The sequence below is a fragment of the Corynebacterium sp. CNJ-954 genome, assembly GCF_001942345.1.
In the GTDB taxonomy this organism is placed as follows: domain Bacteria; phylum Actinomycetota; class Actinomycetes; order Mycobacteriales; family Mycobacteriaceae; genus Corynebacterium.
This window is the reverse complement of record NZ_MKKI01000046.1, coordinates 12887-31426: the sequence shown is the minus strand read 5'-3', so window position 1 is coordinate 31426 and position 18540 is coordinate 12887. Positions and strand designations below refer to the sequence as shown.

14 protein-coding genes are annotated in these 18540 nt (G+C 65.6%); 8 read left to right on the top strand and 6 right to left on the bottom strand.

The genetic code is table 11. The annotated features are described in order from the left end of the window. The first annotated feature begins 910 nt into the window (after nt 1–910). The 4 genes from BJF89_RS17425 (at nt 911) to BJF89_RS17410 (ending at nt 5030) form a co-directional block, all read left to right on the top strand. On the top strand, nt 911–2341 hold the full coding sequence (locus BJF89_RS17425; protein WP_075816334.1) for an FAD-dependent oxidoreductase: 1431 nt from the start codon (nt 911–913) through the stop codon (nt 2339–2341). A 177-nt stretch (nt 2342–2518) separates the two neighbouring features. Beyond that, entirely contained in the window at nt 2519–3088 is a 570-nt protein-coding gene (locus BJF89_RS17420) for a GNAT family N-acetyltransferase (protein WP_075816333.1), read from the top strand. Between the two features lie 71 nt (nt 3089–3159). After that, a complete protein-coding gene (locus tag BJF89_RS17415) occupies nt 3160–4092 on the top strand; it encodes a rhodanese-related sulfurtransferase (RefSeq protein ID WP_075816438.1) in 933 nt (310 codons plus the stop codon). 95 nt (nt 4093–4187) lie between these two features. Then, nucleotides 4188–5030, top strand: coding sequence for a hypothetical protein (locus tag BJF89_RS17410; protein ID WP_083651095.1), 843 nt, complete (start codon nt 4188–4190; stop codon nt 5028–5030). A 7-nt stretch (nt 5031–5037) separates the two neighbouring features. Here the strand turns inward: BJF89_RS17410 and purT are convergent, their stop codons facing one another. The 3 genes from purT to BJF89_RS17395 form a co-directional block, all read right to left on the bottom strand. Further along, nucleotides 5038–6312 (bottom strand): formate-dependent phosphoribosylglycinamide formyltransferase, encoded by a 1275-nt coding sequence (gene purT, locus BJF89_RS17405; RefSeq protein ID WP_075816332.1) that lies wholly within the window; start codon nt 6310–6312, stop codon nt 5038–5040. Between the two features lie 45 nt (nt 6313–6357). Continuing rightward, entirely contained in the window at nt 6358–7302 is a 945-nt protein-coding gene (locus tag BJF89_RS17400) for a TauD/TfdA family dioxygenase (RefSeq protein WP_075816436.1), read from the bottom strand. A 76-nt stretch (nt 7303–7378) separates the two neighbouring features. Next, a complete protein-coding gene (locus BJF89_RS17395; protein WP_075816435.1) occupies nt 7379–8173 on the bottom strand; it encodes a MerR family transcriptional regulator in 795 nt (264 codons plus the stop codon). 260 nt (nt 8174–8433) lie between these two features. On the opposite strand from BJF89_RS17395, the gene BJF89_RS17390 reads away from it, so the two are divergent. Then, nucleotides 8434–8937, top strand: a complete 504-nt coding sequence (locus BJF89_RS17390) for an Hsp20/alpha crystallin family protein (RefSeq protein WP_075816331.1) — start codon at nt 8434–8436, stop codon at nt 8935–8937. On the opposite strand, the gene BJF89_RS17385 is transcribed toward BJF89_RS17390, so the two are convergent. Genes BJF89_RS17385 through BJF89_RS17375 form a run of 3 tightly spaced genes read right to left on the bottom strand, consistent with a single transcriptional unit; the run spans nt 8938 to nt 12985 of the window. Next, a complete protein-coding gene (locus BJF89_RS17385; protein ID WP_075816330.1) occupies nt 8938–10089 on the bottom strand; it encodes an ATP-binding cassette domain-containing protein in 1152 nt (383 codons plus the stop codon). It abuts the gene before it with no gap. Next, entirely contained in the window at nt 10086–10934 is an 849-nt protein-coding gene (locus BJF89_RS17380) for a MerR family transcriptional regulator (protein WP_075816329.1), read from the bottom strand. The genes BJF89_RS17385 and BJF89_RS17380 overlap by 4 nt, the downstream gene beginning before the upstream one ends. 50 nt (nt 10935–10984) lie before the next feature. After that, the gene (locus BJF89_RS17375; protein ID WP_075816328.1) at nt 10985–12985 is read right to left on the bottom strand and encodes a fructose-specific PTS transporter subunit EIIC; all 2001 of its coding nucleotides are present in this window, start codon (nt 12983–12985) and stop codon (nt 10985–10987) included. A gap of 89 nt (nt 12986–13074) precedes the next feature. Here BJF89_RS17375 and BJF89_RS17370 point away from each other — a divergent pair, with 89 nt between their 5' ends. From BJF89_RS17370 to BJF89_RS17360, 3 genes are all read left to right on the top strand, one after another. Beyond that, nucleotides 13075–15645 (top strand): YhgE/Pip domain-containing protein, encoded by a 2571-nt coding sequence (locus BJF89_RS17370; RefSeq protein ID WP_083651093.1) that lies wholly within the window; start codon nt 13075–13077, stop codon nt 15643–15645. Continuing rightward, nucleotides 15642–17933: a YhgE/Pip domain-containing protein gene (locus tag BJF89_RS17365; RefSeq protein ID WP_075816327.1), complete on the top strand. Its 2292-nt coding sequence runs from the start codon at nt 15642–15644 to the stop codon at nt 17931–17933. Before BJF89_RS17370 ends, BJF89_RS17365 begins: the two co-directional genes overlap by 4 nt. Before the next feature lie 149 nt (nt 17934–18082). After that, nucleotides 18083–18538: a hypothetical protein gene (locus BJF89_RS17360; protein WP_075816326.1), complete on the top strand. Its 456-nt coding sequence runs from the start codon at nt 18083–18085 to the stop codon at nt 18536–18538. The last annotated feature ends 2 nt before the right edge of the window (nt 18539–18540 follow it).

The following is an 18540-nucleotide window of genomic DNA, read 5'->3' as shown; positions in this document are numbered from 1 at the left end:
GAGCTTCGTGTCACCGGGCTCGGCGGCAGCCACCGCCTCCGCGGAACCTGCGGCCACCGCGAGTACGGAGGCGCCGGCGCGGATCAACGACAGGGCGTCCTGCAGTGACGTCGGAGCCGCCGCAGGTGCGGTGCCCTCCGCACTGCCGGCGTCGGCAGTGGCGTCGGCTGTGCCCGGACGCTCCTGCGTCTCCTGAGCATCCTGGGCATCCTGCGTCTCTGCCGACTCGGCAGCTTCCCTGGCCTTCTTCAGGGCGCGTGCGGCCTTCTTCTGCGCCGCACGTGCACGACGTGCCGCGGCGGCGAGTTTCTTGTCGTCGGGTGCCGCCTCCGCGGCAGCCTCCGCAGCCTCGGTGTCCGCGGTGGTCTCGTCGACCCTGGCCTGTGCGTCAGCCACCGGGTCACCGGTGGCTGACTCGGCCGCTGTGGTCTCTGTGGTCTGTGCCAACGCGTCGGCGGGCGTGCCTGCAGCTTCAGCAGTGATGGGCAGTTCGTCGGTCGCCGTGGTCATACCTTCTCTTCTCCTGATCTTCCTTGTCGTCGATGGTCCCGCGCCCGCTGTCGCGGGACCGAGGAACGCTGGAGCCGGTCAGGACACCGGCCGCACAGACCGCTTGGTCTGGTCCTAAGGTGTCGCCCCAGACTAGACCGGTCTGTCCGCGGACACAACGTAGGAGATACTCACCCACGTTGACGAGGGGCTTCACCGTCGACCCCTTGCAGTTTCCAGACCGAGTGGTCTATAGTCTGTCCCTGACATTCGGTCACACGTGTGCGTGACCGTCCTCACCTGCGCCGTCCTGACACTTTCGGTTCGACCCAGGGCAGACTAACGTACACAGGAGACCACCCCTGCCCGGCCGCCGAGCTGCCGCACGAAACCGCCAACCACGGATTGGACCAACGCATTCATGTCTGACAACCGCCCGCTGCGCGTCGCCGTCATCGGATCCGGCCCGGCCGGAATCTACGCCTCCGATGCACTGATGAAGTCCGGCAAGGACGTCTCCATCGACCTCTACGAGAAGATGGCAGCCCCCTTCGGTCTCATCCGGTACGGTGTCGCCCCCGACCACCCGCGGATCAAGGGCATCATCAAGGCCCTCCACAAGGTCATGGACAAGCCCCAGATCCGTCTGCTCGGCAACGTCAACGTCGGCGAGGACATCACCCTCGACGACCTGAAGAAGCACTACGACGCGGTCATCTACGCCACCGGCGCCACCGACGACCGTGACCTGAACATCCCCGGCGGCGAGCACACCCTCGGCGCCGGCAAGTTCGTGGGCTTCTACGACGCCAACCCGCATTTCGAGGACTCCTGGAACGTCGACGCCGAATCCGTCGCCGTCATCGGCGTCGGCAACGTCGGTCTGGACATCGCCCGCGTACTGGCGAAGACCGGTGACGAGCTGCTCGTCACCGAGATCCCGGACAACGTCTACGAGTCCCTGAAGAACAACAAGGCCAAGGAAGTGCACGTCTTCGGCCGCCGCGGCCCGGCCCAGGCGAAGTTCACCCCGCTGGAGCTCAAGGAGCTCAACCACTCCGACACCATCGAGGTCGTCGTCAACCCCGAGGACATCGACTACGACGAGGGGTCCGAGAACGCCCGGCACAACTCCAAGATCACCGACCAGGTCTGCACCATCCTGGAGAACTACGCCGTCGCCGAGCCGAAGGACGCTCCCCACAAGCTCTACCTGCACTTCTTCGAGTCACCCGTGGAGGTCCGCACCGACGACGACGGAAAGGTGACCGCCCTGGTCACCGAGCGCACCGAGCTCGACGGCAACGGCGGCGTCCGCTCCACCGGCGCACTGACCGAGTGGAACGTCGGTCAGGTGTACCGCGCCGTGGGCTACAAGTCCGACGAGCAGAACGACCTTCCCTGGGACGGCAAGGAGAACGTGTTGCCCAACGTGGGAGGCCGCGTCCTGACCGAGGGCCCCACCGCCGACGGCATCGCCGGTGTCCCCGGCTCCGCAGACCCGGAGGCCGAGCTGCGCGAGACCCTGCCCGGGGTCTACGCCACCGGGTGGGTCCGTCGCGGCCCCGTCGGCCTGATCGGCAACACCAAGGGCGACGCGAACGAGGCCGTCGCCAACCTGTTGGCCGACTACGACGCCGGCATCGGCTTCGGCCCCGAGGCCCCGGGCGAGGACGAGGTCATCGAACTCCTGCACTCCCGCGAGATCGACTACACCACCTGGGAAGGTTGGTACAACCTCGACGCCCACGAGCGCAGCCTGGGCGAAGCCGAAGGACGCGAGCGCAAGAAGGTGCGCTCCCACGAGGAGATGGTGCACTACTCCTCCGGAGAAGCACGCGTGAAAGCGTAGTACCGAACTCGCGAATAGCTCCGTAATTCACACGGAGAAATTATAATTCGCGAGATACTTTCTCGAAAACCCCGGCAGAACCGCAGGTCGCCGGGGTTTTTCATGTTTCCGGATAAAAGTCGGAATTTTCTTCGCTTTTTGGTGATTCATTGCACTCATACCGTTATCCTTAGGATCATGAGCGACACCACGAACACCGCAGGCCGCAACCCCGCCGCTGAAGCGCCCGAGGTCCATCTCACGGGCAAGCAGGTGTTGAACATGCAGCCCCAGCAGGTCCACGCCCTCTACAAACTGAGGGTGGACGTCTTCGTCAACGAGCAACGCGCCAGCTTCGCCGAGATCGACGACACCGACATTGATCCGGGCACCCACCAGCTCCTGGCGTACGTCCACCCCGGTTCCGGCCCGGACTACCCCTGGGGCCTACCGGACCCGGGGTCACCCCTGCGACTGGTCGGTACCCTCCGGGTCTTCGGCCCGCCGGAGGAGCAGCACATCGGGCGGCTCTGCGTCCACCCTGATTTCCGTGGTTTCGGCATCGCCTCGAAGCTGGTGGATGACGCCCTCGAGGTCATCCGCGGACGGGCTGCGGCGCTGGATCCCAACGTCCAGAAGACCACCGTGAAGATCGAGGCGCAGACCTACCTGATGCCCTTCTACAAGTCCTACGGCTTCGAGGCCACCGACGAGCCGTTCATGGTTGAAGGCATCGAGCACCAGGAAATGCATCTCACCCTCGACTGAGGTCAGCACGGAGGCCGGGGAAAGGGGCACGGAGGGCGGCGTCGGCGCCGGTGCCCGATAGAGTGTCCCGGGTGGGTACCAAGAGCACCAAAGGCACGAACTCAGAGACACGCATCCTCCTGTACTACCGCTTCACCCCGGTGGCGGACCCGACGGCGGTCATGCTGTGGCAACGCACCCTGTGTGAGTCCCTCGGCCTGCGGGGGCGGATCATCATCAGCTCCCACGGGATCAACGGCACCGTCGGTGGATCACTCACCGCGGTCAAGCAGTACATCCGCCGGACCCGCGAGTACCCCGGATTCCACGACATGGAGTTCAAGTGGTCCGCCGGTTCAGCCGAGGACTTCCCGAAACTGTCGGTGAAGGTCCGCGACGAAATCGTCAGCTTCGGCGCCACAGAGGAACTCCGCGTCGATGAGCACGGCGTCGTCGGCGGCGGCACCCACCTCTCCCCCACCGAGGTCAACGACCTTGTCGAGCAGAAGCGCGCCACCGGCGACGACGTGGTCTTCTTCGACGGACGCAACGCCATGGAAGCCCAGATCGGCAGGTTCAAGGGCGCGGTGGTCCCCGACGTCGACACCACCCATGACTTCCTGCGTGAACTGGATTCCGGCAAGTACGACGACCTCAAGGACCGTACCGTGGTCACCTACTGCACCGGCGGCATCCGGTGCGAGGTCCTGAGCTCGTTGATGCGCAACCGGGGGTTCACCGACGTCTACCAGATCGACGGTGGCATCGTCCGTTACGGCGAACAGTTCGGCGACTCCGGGCTGTGGGAGGGTTCCCTGTACGTCTTCGACAAGAGGATGCACATGGAGTTCAGCGAGGACGCCACCACGCTCGGAACCTGCGTGCACTGCGGCACCGCCACCAGTACCTTCCACAACTGCGCCAACGGCGAGTGCCGGGAGATGGTCCTGCTGTGCGAGACGTGCGCGGACACACCGTCCACCGCTCACTGCGGGAAGCAGGCGTGCGCCGCCGTCGTCTCCTGACGGGGCGTGTGCCCTCTCACAGTGACCGGACCGTAGAGTCGGTGCGAGAATACTTGTGCGCGACACATCGTGACTTTTCAGCAGGAGCATCCCCCATGACCCGCATCCCCGTTTCCGCACGTGCCCGACGCCGGACGAGCCGCGCCGTGCTGGCCGTCGGCGCCGGCACCACGCTCCTGTTCGGAGCGTCGGCCTGCTCCTTCGAGACCGTGTTCACCACCACCGAGGACGACGGCACAGCTGACCGTGCTCTCGCACTCTCCGCACCGGGCAGCGCCGATCTGTGGCGGACCTCCGGTACCGGGCCGGACTCCCTCAATGACGACGCCGAACCCGGCACCCCGATGGAGTTCGTCGACCCCGCACTGCTTGAGGACGGGGAGCTGCCGGCACGTATGACGGTCACCGAGGCCCAGTCGCTCCAGGTCCTCCAGAAACTCGCCGACATGGTGCAGGACGAGGGTCGCCGTATCTCCGAGGTCGCGACCCTGCGGGTCTACCTCAGCCCCGAGGACGGCACCGACGGTAACCCTGACGGGGCTGGCGGGGCCGATTTCGACGGCTGGAACCGGGCCTACCGGACGTTCTTCGCCAACCTCGACCCCTTGACCGGGGACTCACTTCTGACCGGCACCTCGGCGGTGACGTTGACTGCGGAGACCAGCCCCTCCACCACCTCAACGACATCAGAGCCCTCATCCGCCTCATCCTCCGCATCATCCGCAGCCCCCTCGGACAGTGACGCCCCTCCGTCGTCTCCGTCCGGCGAGCCGACCGACACGACCGGCGGGCCCGGCGAGGATTCCGAGGACGACGCCCGCTACTCCGGGGAAACCAACCCCACCAAGCCGACGGTGGTCACGGTGGGCGTGGCCGAGCAGCCTGTCGACGGATGGCTGGTGCAGGTCGAGGCCGAAGTCATCTTCGACAACGAGTGACGCCCCGTCAGGAGCGCCCCCACCTGCCGCTGTCCGGCGCGTCGGTCGGGGTGGCCGCGTCGTCGACACCGACCGTCACGGTGGACGCCGCCTCAGTGGCCCGTTCCCTCGCGATGTCCACGGTCTCGGCCGTCGAGAAGGCCACACCCATCCTGCGGCGTTCACGACTGACCGGTTTGCCGAAGATCCGGACCTCGGTCTCCGGCACCGTCAGTGCCTCCGCTAGTCCGGAGTAGGTCGGAGCCGCAGCGGACTCACCGCTGTCCACACCGCCGTAGATCACCGCCGACGCACCCGGGGAAATCAGTGTGGTGTCGATCGGCAGTCCGAGGATCGCGCGGGCGTGCAGGTCGAACTCGCTGAAGCGCTGGGAACCCATCGTCACCATGCCGGTGTCGTGCGGCCGGGGACTGACCTCGGAGAAGTACACGTCGTCGCCCTTCACGAAGAGCTCCACCCCGAACACACCGCGTCCTCCCAGGGCGCCGGTGATACGCGCGGCGACCGAGCGTGCGGACTCGAGCGCCGCCGTCGTCATCTGCGCGGGCTGCCAGGACTCCACGTAGTCCCCCCGGTCCTGCCGGTGTCCGATGGGCTCACAGAACCAGGTCGCGTCCTCACCGGAATCCGGATCCACCGACCTCACGGTGAGCAGGGTGATCTCGTAGTCGAACGGCACGAACTGCTCGATGATCACCCGCCCCGACGACACCCGCGCGCCACTCATCGCATACTCCCAGGAGCGGCGGAGATCATCCTCGGAACGCACGTAGGACTGCCCCTTCCCCGAAGAGCTCATCACCGGTTTGACCACGCAGGGCATGCCGATCCGGCGGACCCCCTCGAGGAACTCGTCGTAGGACGAGGCGAAGACGTGGCGGGAGTTCGGCAGTCCCAGATCACGGTCCGCCAGGGTGCGGATGCCCTCGCGGTTCATCGTCAACCGTGTGGCCCGCGCCGTGGGGATGACGGTGGCCAGGCCTTCGTCCTCCACGTCCTGCAGGGCGTCGGTGGCCAGTGCCTCGATCTCCGGGACGACGAAATCCGGACGGACCTCGTCAACCAGGGCACGCACGGCGGTGGGGTCGGTCATGTCGATGGTGTGGTGGAGATCGGCGACATGGTGCGCCGGTGCCCCCTCGTAACGGTCCGCGGCATGGACCTCCACCCCGTAGCGCTGCAGGGCGATGGTCACCTCCCTGCCGAGCTCGCCGGATCCCAGCAACAGGACCTTCGTGGCATTGGGGGCAAGGGGTGTACCGATGACGTCAGGCGTGTACATGGGTCAAGACGCTACCAGCCTCCCCACGTCCGACAGACAGTCCAGTCAGGCAACCGCCAGGTTTCCCGCGTAGTTCGCCAGGCGACCGCCGTCATCGACCACCGAATACGCCGAGGCGTCCCCGGCGATGACGCGCGAACGCTGGCCGGACACACTGACAGGGACCGGCCCGGCCACCGTGACACGGTGGTTCTTGCGACGCTGGTCGCCGAAATCCGCCACACCGTAATGCTGGGTGGCGAGGTTGTCCCAGATGGCGACGTCCCCCTCCTCCCAGTGCCACCGTACGGTGTTGTCCGGGGACAGGATTCTGGCCTGGAACAGTCGGATCAGGTCCCGTGACTCGTCGTCACGCAGCCCGCTGATCCGGGACACGAACTGGCCGAGCAGCAACGAACGCTCGCCCGTGGCGGGGTGCACGTGGACCACGGGGTGCTCGGTCTCGAACCGGACTCGGGTGAATTCCGCGTAGGAGAACCCGCTGGAGTCGGTGGCTTCCGGCTGCTTGGCCGAGGCGTAGTCGTAGTCGTTGGTGTGGACGGCCCACAGGGCGTCCGCCAAATCACGCAACGGCTCGGGGAGGCGTTCATAGGCCGCGACGGTGTTCGCCCATTCGGTCGCCCCGCCGTAGCCGGGGAGTTCCACGGCCCGCAGGACCGAGATCTTCGGGACACGGTCGACGAAGGACACGTCGGTGTGCCACGCATTCGCCGCTCCCTCGAGAATCAGGTTGTCTTGGCCGTGGGAGACCACGGTGGGGTGCGCGAGTGTCGGTGTACCCAGCAGGCTGGCGAAAGCGTACTGGTCGTCATCGGTGAGGTGCTGCTGTCCGCGGATGATGAGGACCTTGTGGAGCGCCAGCTCGGTGCGGATCCACTCGACGGTCTCCGGGGCCAGGTCCCCGCCCAGACGCAGGCCCTCGATCGTCGCACCGACGTTGTGGGAGAGGCGGCTGAGTTCAATAGACTGATCTGTCTGCTTCTGTGTCATGGCGACAGCGTCGCACACCACACACCACCCCGCACCCCTTCTCTTCAGCATGAACCGAATAGGAAGGCCGCCTGGCTCACCACCTGGGACTGTCCAGGTCCACCCCGTGACCGGCGGCGTTCGCACGGATCAGTTCCACGAGATAGTCCGTGTGGTCGTCTCCGTCCACGGTCCAGTTCGTCCGGAACCTGTCGTCACCGACATACATCGTCGACAGAATGACCTGCCGGTCGTGCGACACCTCGTACCACCGCGAGATCGAGCGCCGCTGGCGCTCCGCCAACGCATTACCCTCCTCCGAACCCGGCGCGACACCACGCTCATGGGCCTCGGCGAGAGCCCGGGCGAAAGCATCGCCCTCCTCACGGACTGCGCGCCAGTCTTCCTCCCCCATCTGCGACATGGCCTCCTGGGACTGCGTCCACTCGGCGGTGCCACCCCAACGCTCCTCGGCCTCGCGCTGGTAGTCCGGATCCCAGTCCGGGCCGAGGATCTCCCGGACCCGATCAGGTGGCACCGGGCCGGTGTACACCCCGGACGTCGTCTCGGTGAGCAGCTCCTCCACCGCAGTGAGCATGCGTTCCACCCCATCGCGACGCTCCAGCAGCATCTCCCGCTGGCGCAGCAGGTGAGTGCGTTCATCTCCACCGTCCAACAGATCGGCGATCTCGGCGAGCGGGACGCCGGACTCCCGGTAGACGAGGATGCGCTGGCCACGGGCCAGGTCGTCGGGGGTGTAGATGCGGTAGTCCGACCACGTCCGCACCTGCGGGACCAGCAGCCCTTTGGCGTCCCAGTGATGCAGGGTGCGCACGGTGACACCGAGGTACTCGGCGGCCTGACTGACGGTGAATTCTGTGTTGTTCTCCATGCCAGTGATCATCGCCCCTGACGCAACGTGAGAGTCAAGTACCTGGCAGAGGCAAAGGCAGGATGGCAGAGGTACCGGTCGCTGAGCACCCGAAATCCGACCGGTGTCCCTGCCACTGCGCCGACAGCTCTGCCACTGCCGGCCCAGGCCACCGAAAAAATCTCGCCAAAGTTGAGCCTGATGGAATAAACCCTGGGGACGTGTAGTTGAGTCTGGTGTACGCAAGTTCAGCAGACAGATGAAGGAGTGAGGTACCCACCATGGCCACCTTCCGTTTCGATCCTTTCGCACAGCTCGACTCCGTCGCCCGTGAGATCTTCGGCGAGTCCGGTGCACTCGGTGCCGCGAGCCGGAACCAGGCACCGCGGTTCATGCCGATGGATCTGGTCCGCAAGGACGACGACTACATCCTGACCACGGATCTTCCGGGTGTGGACGCTGACAGCATCGACGTCGACATCGACAACGGTGTGCTCACCATCACGGCCCAGCGCACCACCGGGCCGATGCAGAGCGCAGACACGGAAGCTACCCAAGAGTCCCGAGACACCGAGGCCAACCACAAGTGGATCGCCAACGAGCGCTTCACCGGCACCTACCGTCGCCAGGTCACGGTCAGTGACAGCGTCGACACCGAGCGGGTCACCGCGGACTACACCGACGGCGTCCTGACTGTCACCCTCCCGGTGGCGGAGCGGTCCAAGAGCCGCAAGATCACCGTCGGACGCTCCGGGGACGACACCCCCAAGGAGATCGACGCCTGATCAGGCGAGGTTGTCCAGCATCGCCGACCGGTCACTGACCGCGTCGGCGAATGCCGCGTTGTGGCAGGACCACAACACCGCCGGACGTTCCCCGGACCACAACGGCGTTACTCCTGCTGAGGTGAGCTCCGCGTGGTACTCCCCGGTTGCGTACCCGCGCATCACGCGGGCCAGCCACGCGTACCCCTCGGCGTCGAGACCGACCGTCGGTTCGTCGAGAATCAGCAGGCCAGGTCCCCGTACCAGGGCAGCAGCAACGGCGAGCATGCGCCGCGGAGAGCTCGGAACGTCCAGAGGGTGGACGTCACGCCAGCGCTCCAGGCCTACCCACCGCAGCGCCGCCTCGGCGTGGGCCTCGTCGGTACCGACAGCCAGCTCCTTGAGGACGGTCCGCCGGGAGAATGCGGCGTCCATTCCCGTCGGGGCCCACCCTGCGACTGGTGTGTCGAGGGTTCCCTCATGTGGCAGGAGACCGAGGACGGCGAGCATCAACGTGGTCTTGCCCGAGCCGTTCGGCCCGCCGAGGTGGGTCACCTGGCCGCCGAGGACGTTCAGGTTCACCGGCCCGAGCGCGAAGGATCCACGGGTCACACCCACATTCGCCATGGTCAGCACAGGTTCTCCGGGGGCGGCCGACGGTGAGGAGGAGGGAACGGGATCCGGCGCATCCTCCTCCGTCCCGTCCAGCCGCATCTCCGTCCTGGCATCGTCCGCCAGGACGGTGCGCACCCGGTCATAGACGGTGACCGCCCCGTCGAACTCGGCGAGGGTGACGCGAAGCGTCTCCACAGCTGCGGCGTCGAGCCCGTCGGTCGGACAGTCGAGCACCAGTGAACCGGGGTCACGGAGGAGGGCCGCAGCGACCGCGAGCCGTCGGGTCTGCCCGGTGGAGAGCCTCGACGGCTCCCGTTCGGCGATATGTCGCAGACCCCAGGTGTCCATCGCCGCATCAATCCGGGCAGCCATGATCTCCGGTGCGATACCCTGCTGCTCCATACCGAAAGCGAGTTCCTCGCGGACGGTGGAGCGCAGCAGTGAGACGTGGGCCGCGGCATCGTTGCCCACCCAGGCCGCCCCGGATTCTTCCGCGGCAGCCCATGCATGTTCGGACAGCCCGGCACCGGAGGCTGCCCAGATGAAACGGTCGATCATGAGGTGACCGTACCAGTGGGCGTATCCACGATCGGGAAGCACAGTTGGGTGACCCACGCCGTAGGATCGGGGTTCTGTGCCGGGCTGACGTGATAGATGTTGAACATCGGGCCCACGGTCAGGTCATGGGCAGCCAAGAAACGCCCCACCTGCTCTGTCACCGCAGGGACTTGTGCATAGTCACCGTGCAGTGTCGCGGTGACGACGTCGCACTCCCCCACATGGCGGCATTCCAGTCCATCCGGCGGAGTGAAAGACTCCGTGACCTGAACCCACACCTCGATATCGGCGTCATTCTCCTTGAAATCGGGGTCGTGGAAGGTGGCACCGGACAACCCTCCCGCCGGGAACGCTGCATCTGTTTCCTGAAGGAGAGCCATGATCTCCTGCCAGAGCTGTGTTTCCTCCGAATAGTTGGAGACGACGCGACGCAATCCGGCGAGAACCATGGCTTGCATGTGTTCGATCGTGACGTCAGTCATGTCAGGATGTCCTTTCAGCTGTGTGCGTAACCGGTCGAACTGCGCAAGCTGTGTATGCAGTTCGCGTGACCGTTCGGCGAGAAGCACGTGATGTTGTTCGAGCTCATCGTCGAGTTTCACTGGATCCGTAGCCGCCGACAGCATCCTTACGATCGCATCGATGGAGAATCCTGCATCCCTGAGTGCGACGATGAGATTTGCAGTCCTCAACTGGTCTGCACTGTAGAAACGTCGCCCGCTGTAAGGGTCGACGTGGGCAGGAGTAAGTACATCGTGCTCCTGGTAGTACCGGAGCATTCTTATGCTGATGCTCGTCAACCGGGAGAACGTCCCGATCGCAAGAAGGTTGTCATGGCGTTCCATGGGTCTAGTGCACATCCTGACACCGTGGTAGGAGCAATCAGACGGAGAAACTACGCGGTCACCGACCCCTGTACCTCCTCCACGCCGAGGCCTTTCACCAGGTTGACCACGTCACCCGAGGACGGTGCAGACCGCAGCGATTCACGGAAGTCCTCCTTCATCAGGGCTCGGGCGAGCTTCGCGAGGACCTTGAGGTGCTGTTTACCGGCGTCGTCCGGCACCGCGATGAGGAACACCAGGTCAACCGGCTCACGATCCGGGGCGTCCCATTCCACCGGTGTCTGCAGCCGTCCGAACGCCAGCGTCGGGACGCTCACTGCCGCGCTCCGGGCATGCGGGATGGCCACACCGTTGCCGACGGCGGTGGTGGACTGTGCCTCGCGTGCCAGTGCGGCCTCCACAACCTCCGTCTCCGAGAGACGTCCCTGCTCCTCCGACTGCCCGGCGAGGGCACGGATCACGGCGGCGGCGTCCGCTGACGTCCCCGAGCCCCCGGTCTGACCGGTCGCGGGAACGAGGTCGAGAACGACGGTGCCTGCGTCGATCAGGTCCGTCGAGGTCGGTTCCACGTCCGACTCCGTGTCGGCCTCCCCGCCCCGCCCCTCCTCCGGAGCGCCCGTGGTGAGGGCCATGAGCAGCAGAGACACCGCAGAGGTCACCACGATGCCGATGACCAGACACAGGAAGAACCAGGCGATGCCCTCCACCGCTCCGAGCACCGCGACAATCGGACCACCGTGCATCACATTGTCCTTCACACCGAACATGCCGGCCAGCGCACCTGCCACTGCACCACCGATGACATTGGCGGGAATGATCTGCAGAGGGCGGGCGACGGCGAGGGGGATCGCCCCCTCCGAGATACCGAAGAAGCCCATGAAGAGGCCCGCCACCCCGGCGTCCCGCTCCGCCTTGTTGAACCGGCTGCGTGCCAGCAACGTCGTCACCCCAGCGGCGATCGGCGGGACGGCGATGGCGACCGCGGCCATCCCCATCGGTGCGGCATTGCCGGTCGCGATGAGACCACCGGCGAAGAGGAACGCCGTCTTGTTCAGTGGACCTCCCATGTCGAACGCGATCATCGCACCGATGATCGCACCGAGCAGCAGCACCGAGGAGCCCTGCATGCCCTCCAGACTCTCCGTCATCACCTCGAACAACGTGGCGATGGGTTTGCCGAGCAGGTAGATGAACAGGCCACCGACCACCAGTGTGGTCACCACCGGAATCACGATGATCGGCCAGATCGGCTGAATGTACTTGTGGACCGGGATCTTGCGGATCGCCAGCGCCACGTAGCCGGACAGCACGCCGGTCACGATCCCGCCGAGGAACCCGGCGTCCGCCTCGGAGCCGTACAGATCCCCGGTCACCGCCACCAGTCCGGTCACGAACCCGGGTGCCAGGCCGGGACGGTCGGCGATGGCCATCGCGATGTACCCGGACAGCACCGGGACCATGAGTGAGAACGCCAGACCACCGAGCTGGTTGAGGGTGTCCCAGAACGTCCCCTCCGGGATCACGAGGCCCTCGGCCGTAGTCTCACCGCCGAGCGAGAGCGCCACGGCAAGCATCAGGCCGCCGGTGACGACGAACGGGATCATGTGGGAGACGCCGTTCATCAGGGCCCGGTAGAGGTCGTCGCCGAACCGGCGGATCCAGGACCGGTCACCGGCAGCATCGTCGGAGCCGCTGCCGTCCACACCCGCGGCATCGTCACCACTGCTCTTCGGCGCGTCCAGCGCTGACCGCAGCAGCTCCGCCGGTTTCTTGATCCCGTCGTCCACGCCGGTCGACACCAGCGGCTTGCCGGCGAACCGGGCGGTGTCGATCTTCATGTCCGCAGCGACTACCACGGCCGCCGCGTCACGAATCTCGTCGGCGGTGAAGGCGTTCTCCACGCCGATCGAGCCGTGGGTCTCCACCCGGACGCGGACACCGGCTGCATCTGCGGCCGCCTCGAGGTTCTCAGCCGCCATGTAGGTGTGGGCGATGCCGGTCGGGCACGCGGTGATCGCCAGGACGAGGGGTCGTGTCTCCGGAGACGTCATGCGACCGAGGGTAGTAGACGGCGGTAACAATTAGCCCGGAAAATTGCACAGCTACCGTACGGGACCCGGCCAAGTGCTACGGTCACCGAGTGGCCGTAAGCTGGAATATCTTCACACGTGACGTCGGACGCATCCTGCGCACCCCCAAAGTCTGGGTGATCGTCATCGGCGTGCTGATCACCCCTGCGCTCTACTCCTGGGTCAACGTCGCCGCCTTCTGGGATCCGTACGGCAATACCCAGAACGTCGGCGTCGCCGTCGTGAACGAGGACGAGGGTGGCACCTCCGACATCACCGGTCCGATCGACGTGGGCGGTCAGATGATGGACCAACTGGAACAGAACGACCAGTTGGGGTGGCAGTTCATGGACGAGGACGAGGCGGAGGACGCCCTCAAGAAGGGGGACGTGTCCGCCAGCATCACCGTCCCCGCCAGCTTCTCCTCCGACATCCTCAGCATGTTCGAGGGGACCTACTCCCAACCGACAATCCAGTACCAGGTCAACGAGAAGAAGAGCGCCATCTCCCCGAAGATCACCGATCAAGGGGCGACGACACTCGACTCGACGATCACCTCGGTGTTCAAGGAGACGGTCTCCGAGGCCGTGACAACGGAACTCCGCGACGCCGGCGGATCACTCGGTGACCGCCTCAGCGACGCGGGCGACCGCACGGCCAACGCCTTCGACGAAACCGCCGGGACAATGGCGTCCGCCCAGGACGAGGTGGCCCGGGTCCAGGAACGGCTCGACGGCGCGCGTCCGACCATCGCCGCCACGCAGGACGCCCTGCGCTCCGTCGACGCGACCCTCGGCGACGCCACGACCGCACTCGACCAGGTGCAGTCCATCATGACCGAGGTCCAGGAACAGGTGTCGTCCTTCTCCGACGCCGCGACGTCGGCGTACATCGAGGGCACCACCGCGCTTGCGGACGGGACGGCCTCGGCGAACGCCGCGATCTCCTCGGTCACCGGGGAACTCGAACGGGCCGGTTCCGGTCTCGACACCGCGACCCGTGAGGCCTCCGGCGTCGTCCGCCAGGCAGACCAGGCGATCAGCCAGCTGCAGACTCTCCTGGACAACGCCGCCGTGACCCCGGGGATCTCCGGGCCACTGAAGGACACCCTCAACGAGCTGCAGGAACGTAACACCACGAATCAGGAACTGCTCGACGACCTCTCCGGTCTGCAGGGCAACGCGTCCGACACGGTGTCCTCCGTGAACGCGGCGGCGGATGCGCTGGCGGCGGCCACCAGCGACACCCGCGACCGGGCCCAGGGGCTTCGTACCTCGGTCAGTGACTCACTGCCGGCCCTGAACTCGGCCATCAACCAGGTCAACTCGACCGCCGGCGCATTCTCCTCGGCGCTGAGTTCGCAACGGACGCTCCTGGGTGAGTCCATCACCCTCCTCGACGGTGTCGACCGGCAGATCGGCACGTCGCAGGACGTCCTCGGTAGCTTCAGGAACGACCTGTCCGGCATCGAGGACGGTTTGAAGACCGCCCGGGCGGACGTGCTGGCGCTGAGTGCCGCATCGGGGGACGGCATCCTGGGCACGGTGTCCAACCTGGACTCCGTCGGGATCTCGGAGTTCATGGCCACCCCTGCCGAGGTGGAGAGCCACGCCGTCTACCCCGTGGCGAACTACGGTTCCGGTATGGCGGGACTGTTCACCAACCTGTCCCTGTGGATCGGCGCCTTCATGCTCATGGTGATCTTCCGGACAGAGGTGGACACGGCACGGCTCAAGAAGCTCACCGTTGCCCAGGCCTACCGCGGCCGGTTCATCCTCCTCGCCGTCCTGAGCACCTGCCAGGGTGTGGTCGTCTCGGTCGGCAACCTCGTGATCGGGGTTCAGACCGTGAACCCGGTCGCCTTCATCGCGACCTGTGTCGCCATCGGTCTCTGCTACCTGAGCATCGTCTACGCCCTGATATCCGCGCTGGGCAATATCGGGCGAGTGATCGCGGTGGTGCTGGCCTTCCTGCAGATTCCGGGTGCGTCGGGGATGTACCCCATCGAGATGACGCCGGACTTCTTCCAGGCCCTGCACCCGATACTCCCGCTGACCTACGGTATCGACGCCCTGCGCGAGACCATCGGCGGGTTCTACGGCAACCACTACTGGAAGGCCATGGGGACCCTCCTGGTCATGGCGGTGCTCTCGTTCGTCCTCGGCACGCTCCTGCGGAGGGGGCTGTCGAATGTGAAGGGGATGGTCAACCGACAACATGCGGCGTCGGGTCTCATCGTCAACGACCAGGTGGAGGTCGTGGGCAGCAGCTACCGTCTGACGGACGTCATCCACGCCATGCGCGACCGCGACGCCTTCCGGAACGAGATCGACAACCGGTGGAAGCCACTCAGGGAGAACTACCCGACGCTGCTGCGCGCCGCGATCATCACCGGAGTCGTCGGGATCGTCATCCTCTGTGTCCTCGCCCGGATCTACACCGACGAAAAAGCCGTCATCTTCGGCCTGGTCTGTCTCTGGTGCCTGCTGATCATCGGGGTCATCGCCGCTCTCGAGTACATCAAGCAGAGTTTCGCCCACGTCCAGGAACTGTCCGACCTCTCTGAGGAGCAACTCCAGGAAGCCGCCGACACGCAGAGCGCGCGTCCGAAGACGTACTCCCTGGACGGAGACAACGCATGAAGAACGCTCTGAGCATCCTGCGCAACGACCTGCGCGGCATCAAGAACAACGTGATGACCTCCATCGTGGTCTTCGGACTCGTCATCATCCCGCTGCTGTTCTCCACCTTCAACGTGCTCGCCAGCTGGAATCCTTTCGGGAACACCGACCAGTTGAAGATCGCCGTCGCCAGCGCCGATGAGGGCCACGAGAGTGACCTGGCGTCCCTGCGCATCAACCTCGGTGACCAGGTGCTGTCCCAGTTGAGCAGGAACGACCAGATCGACTGGGTCATCACCGGCGAAGACAAGGCGATCGAGGGGACCAAGGCCGGAGACTACTACGCGGCCATCGTCCTGCCCCCGTCGTTCAGCACGGACATGCTGACGTTCTACGTGGAAGGTACCGAGCCGACGAAGCTCGACCTCTACACGAACGAGAAGAAGAACGCGCTCTCCACCGTGATCACCTCGCAGGGTGCCGAGGGGATGATCTCGCAAATCAACGAGACCTTCACCCGGACCCTCAGCAGTGTGGGTCTGGGACTGGTGTCCTCACTCGACGACTACCTCGAGCAGGACGACACGCAGGCGGCCATCGAACGCGTCGAGTCGCGGGTCGCGAACGTCAGCACGCGTCTGCATTCCGGCGCCCAGACGGTACGTTCCCTGTCCGGTCTGGTGGAGTCCTCCATCCCACTGGTGGAGGGCGCGGACAGCATCATCAGTGCCGCAGGCGACCAGTTCGACGACCCGTCCACCCGCATCGGCGGCGGATCCGGTGCGGCCACCGACCTGGATTCCACGCTCCGCACTGCGACGGACTCCCTGGAGACCGCACTGCAGGCCACCGGCGACAGCTACGGTGCCGTGAGTGACCGTCTGGAGGAGTTGTTCGACAGCGCGAACGCCACCAGCGACGGTGCCGCGTCAACGTTCAACACCCTCGCCGAGCGCGTCCAGCAGCAGGTGGACTTCTTCCAGTCGCTGCGGGACTCCCTGGACAGCAATGTCGCCGGGGCTATTCCCGACGTCGCCCAACCCGGGTATGAGCGCGTGCTCGCCCGCCTCGACGCGGCAATCGACCGGAGCACGGACCTGCACGACAGCTTCGCGCAGACCGCGGAGAACATCTCCAGTGGGAACGGATCGGCGCAGTCGTCCCGGCAGGAGAGCCGGGACGCGATCTCGCAGGCCCGGGCGGCGGTGAGCGACGCGGTGACGTCCTACCGGGAAGACCTGAAACCGCAGCTCTCGGAGCTCGGGAACACACTCGATTCCCTCGGCAACAACATTGCCAGCGTCCGGGAGGATCTCGGGAACATCAGGTCGTCCATCTCCGACTCCCCCGGCTCCGTACAGGACGTCCTCGGACGGACCCGTGACGCCACGGCCGGACTCGCCGACCGGCTCGACGAGCATGCGCAGCGCTTCTCCGACCTGGAGGAAGCCTTGTCGACCGCCGGCGACACCGGTGACTTCTCCCGGCTCGCCGACATCGTGGGTTCCGACCCGGAGGCACTGGCGTCACAACTGGCCGCGCCGATCGACGTTGACCGCCAAGCGGTGTTCCCGGTCGCAAGCTTCGGTGTCGGTATGACTCCGCTGTACCTGACACTCGCGTTGTGGATCGGTGCGGTTCTCACCTCGGTGCTCGTCCGCACCGGCGTTCCGGAGAAGAGGACGGCGAAGAAGGGCAGCGACGGCGACGAGGTATCGGGCGACTCGGAGGGTTCAGACGACTCAGCGGCCTCGGCGGACTCGGCCGTCGAGGCGTCAGAGCAGAACGACGAGGTGACGGAGTACTCGAGGACACAGGCCTACTTCGGACGCTTCGGCATTTTCGCCTGCATCGGTCTGGCGCAGAGTACGCTCGCGGTGCTCGGACTGATCTTCTTCGTCCAGATCGATGCCGCCCATCCGCTTCTCCTGCTGGTGTGCGGCTGGGTCACGTCGCTGGTCTTCATGCTGATCGTCTACACCCTGGTGCTGTCGTTCGGCAGTGCAGGCAAGGCGATTTCCGTCCTCCTTCTGGTGTTCCAGGTGTCCGGCGCCGGTGGCGCCTATCCCCTGGAGCTGCTTCCCCAGTGGTTCCAGAACATCGGCCCATGGCTGCCCGCCACCCACGCGATCGACGCGATGCGTGCGGCCATCGCCGGTGTCTACCGGGGTGACCTGTGGATCGAACTGGGCCTGCTGCTGCTGTTCACGATTCCGATGCTCATTCTCGGACTCCTGCTGCGGAGACTCCTGGACGGCTACAACCGCAAGACGACGGAAGCGATCGAGTCGACGAAGATCATGCAGTAGCCCGTCGTGCAGTCGGACAGACTGGATGCTGGTCTTGAGTGCTCAGGTCAGTTTTTCGGCTCCATCGTGACCTTGGGCCCTCAAGATGACAGACACCGCTCCGGCATCTACGTGGGTAGTGTCGCGGGGACACGATATGAGGAGCTGCAATGTCTGCCCAGACGGAACATCTTCGCAGAGTCCCCCGGCCCCGGGTTCTGTTGGCGCTTGTTCTGGAGCGCCTGCCTCTCCTCGAGCTGGGACTCCTCGTCCTGGGTGTCACCGGTGCAGCCGGTGCCGCATGGGTCGGGGTGTTTGGCCCGGTCGGACGATCCAGCGGAGACTACACCGCTGAGTGGATCAGCGATCTGATGACCTGGGCGCCCCGTACTGCGGTATTCATCTCAGTCGTCAGTGACAATATGTTTCCGCGGCAGGGATGGCCGCCATTCATCTCCCTCGTCGCGGGGATTGTGCTGTGGATTCCACTCTGGGTGGCCCCCACCGGGCCCAACATTGGTGGCGGTCTTCTGTGGATCGTCGGCATGTGCCTGGTGTTTTCCGGGGTCTGCTCGCTGATCCGCCGGTTGCTGGGGCTGCTAGTGCGGTTGGGGATCGAAGAATGAAC

Bases quoted from the DNA above. Each gene is read 5' to 3' on its own strand.
- BJF89_RS17410 (WP_083651095.1), top strand. From the start codon at position 4,188: ATGACCCGCATCCCCGTTTCCGCACGTGCCCGACGCCGGACGAGCCGC.
- BJF89_RS17425 (WP_075816334.1), top strand. From the start codon at position 911: ATGTCTGACAACCGCCCGCTGCGCGTCGCCGTCATCGGATCCGGCCCG.
- BJF89_RS17380 (WP_075816329.1), bottom strand. From the start codon at position 10,934: ATGGAACGCCATGACAACCTTCTTGCGATCGGGACGTTCTCCCGGTTG.
- BJF89_RS17360 (WP_075816326.1), top strand. From the start codon at position 18,083: ATGTCTGCCCAGACGGAACATCTTCGCAGAGTCCCCCGGCCCCGGGTT.
- purT (WP_075816332.1), bottom strand. From the start codon at position 6,312: ATGTACACGCCTGACGTCATCGGTACACCCCTTGCCCCCAATGCCACG.
- BJF89_RS17420 (WP_075816333.1), top strand. From the start codon at position 2,519: ATGAGCGACACCACGAACACCGCAGGCCGCAACCCCGCCGCTGAAGCG.
- BJF89_RS17400 (WP_075816436.1), bottom strand. From the start codon at position 7,302: ATGACACAGAAGCAGACAGATCAGTCTATTGAACTCAGCCGCCTCTCC.
- BJF89_RS17385 (WP_075816330.1), bottom strand. From the start codon at position 10,089: ATGATCGACCGTTTCATCTGGGCAGCCTCCGGTGCCGGGCTGTCCGAA.
- BJF89_RS17375 (WP_075816328.1), bottom strand. From the start codon at position 12,985: ATGACGTCTCCGGAGACACGACCCCTCGTCCTGGCGATCACCGCGTGC.
- BJF89_RS17390 (WP_075816331.1), top strand. From the start codon at position 8,434: ATGGCCACCTTCCGTTTCGATCCTTTCGCACAGCTCGACTCCGTCGCC.
- BJF89_RS17395 (WP_075816435.1), bottom strand. From the start codon at position 8,173: ATGGAGAACAACACAGAATTCACCGTCAGTCAGGCCGCCGAGTACCTC.
- BJF89_RS17365 (WP_075816327.1), top strand. From the start codon at position 15,642: ATGAAGAACGCTCTGAGCATCCTGCGCAACGACCTGCGCGGCATCAAG.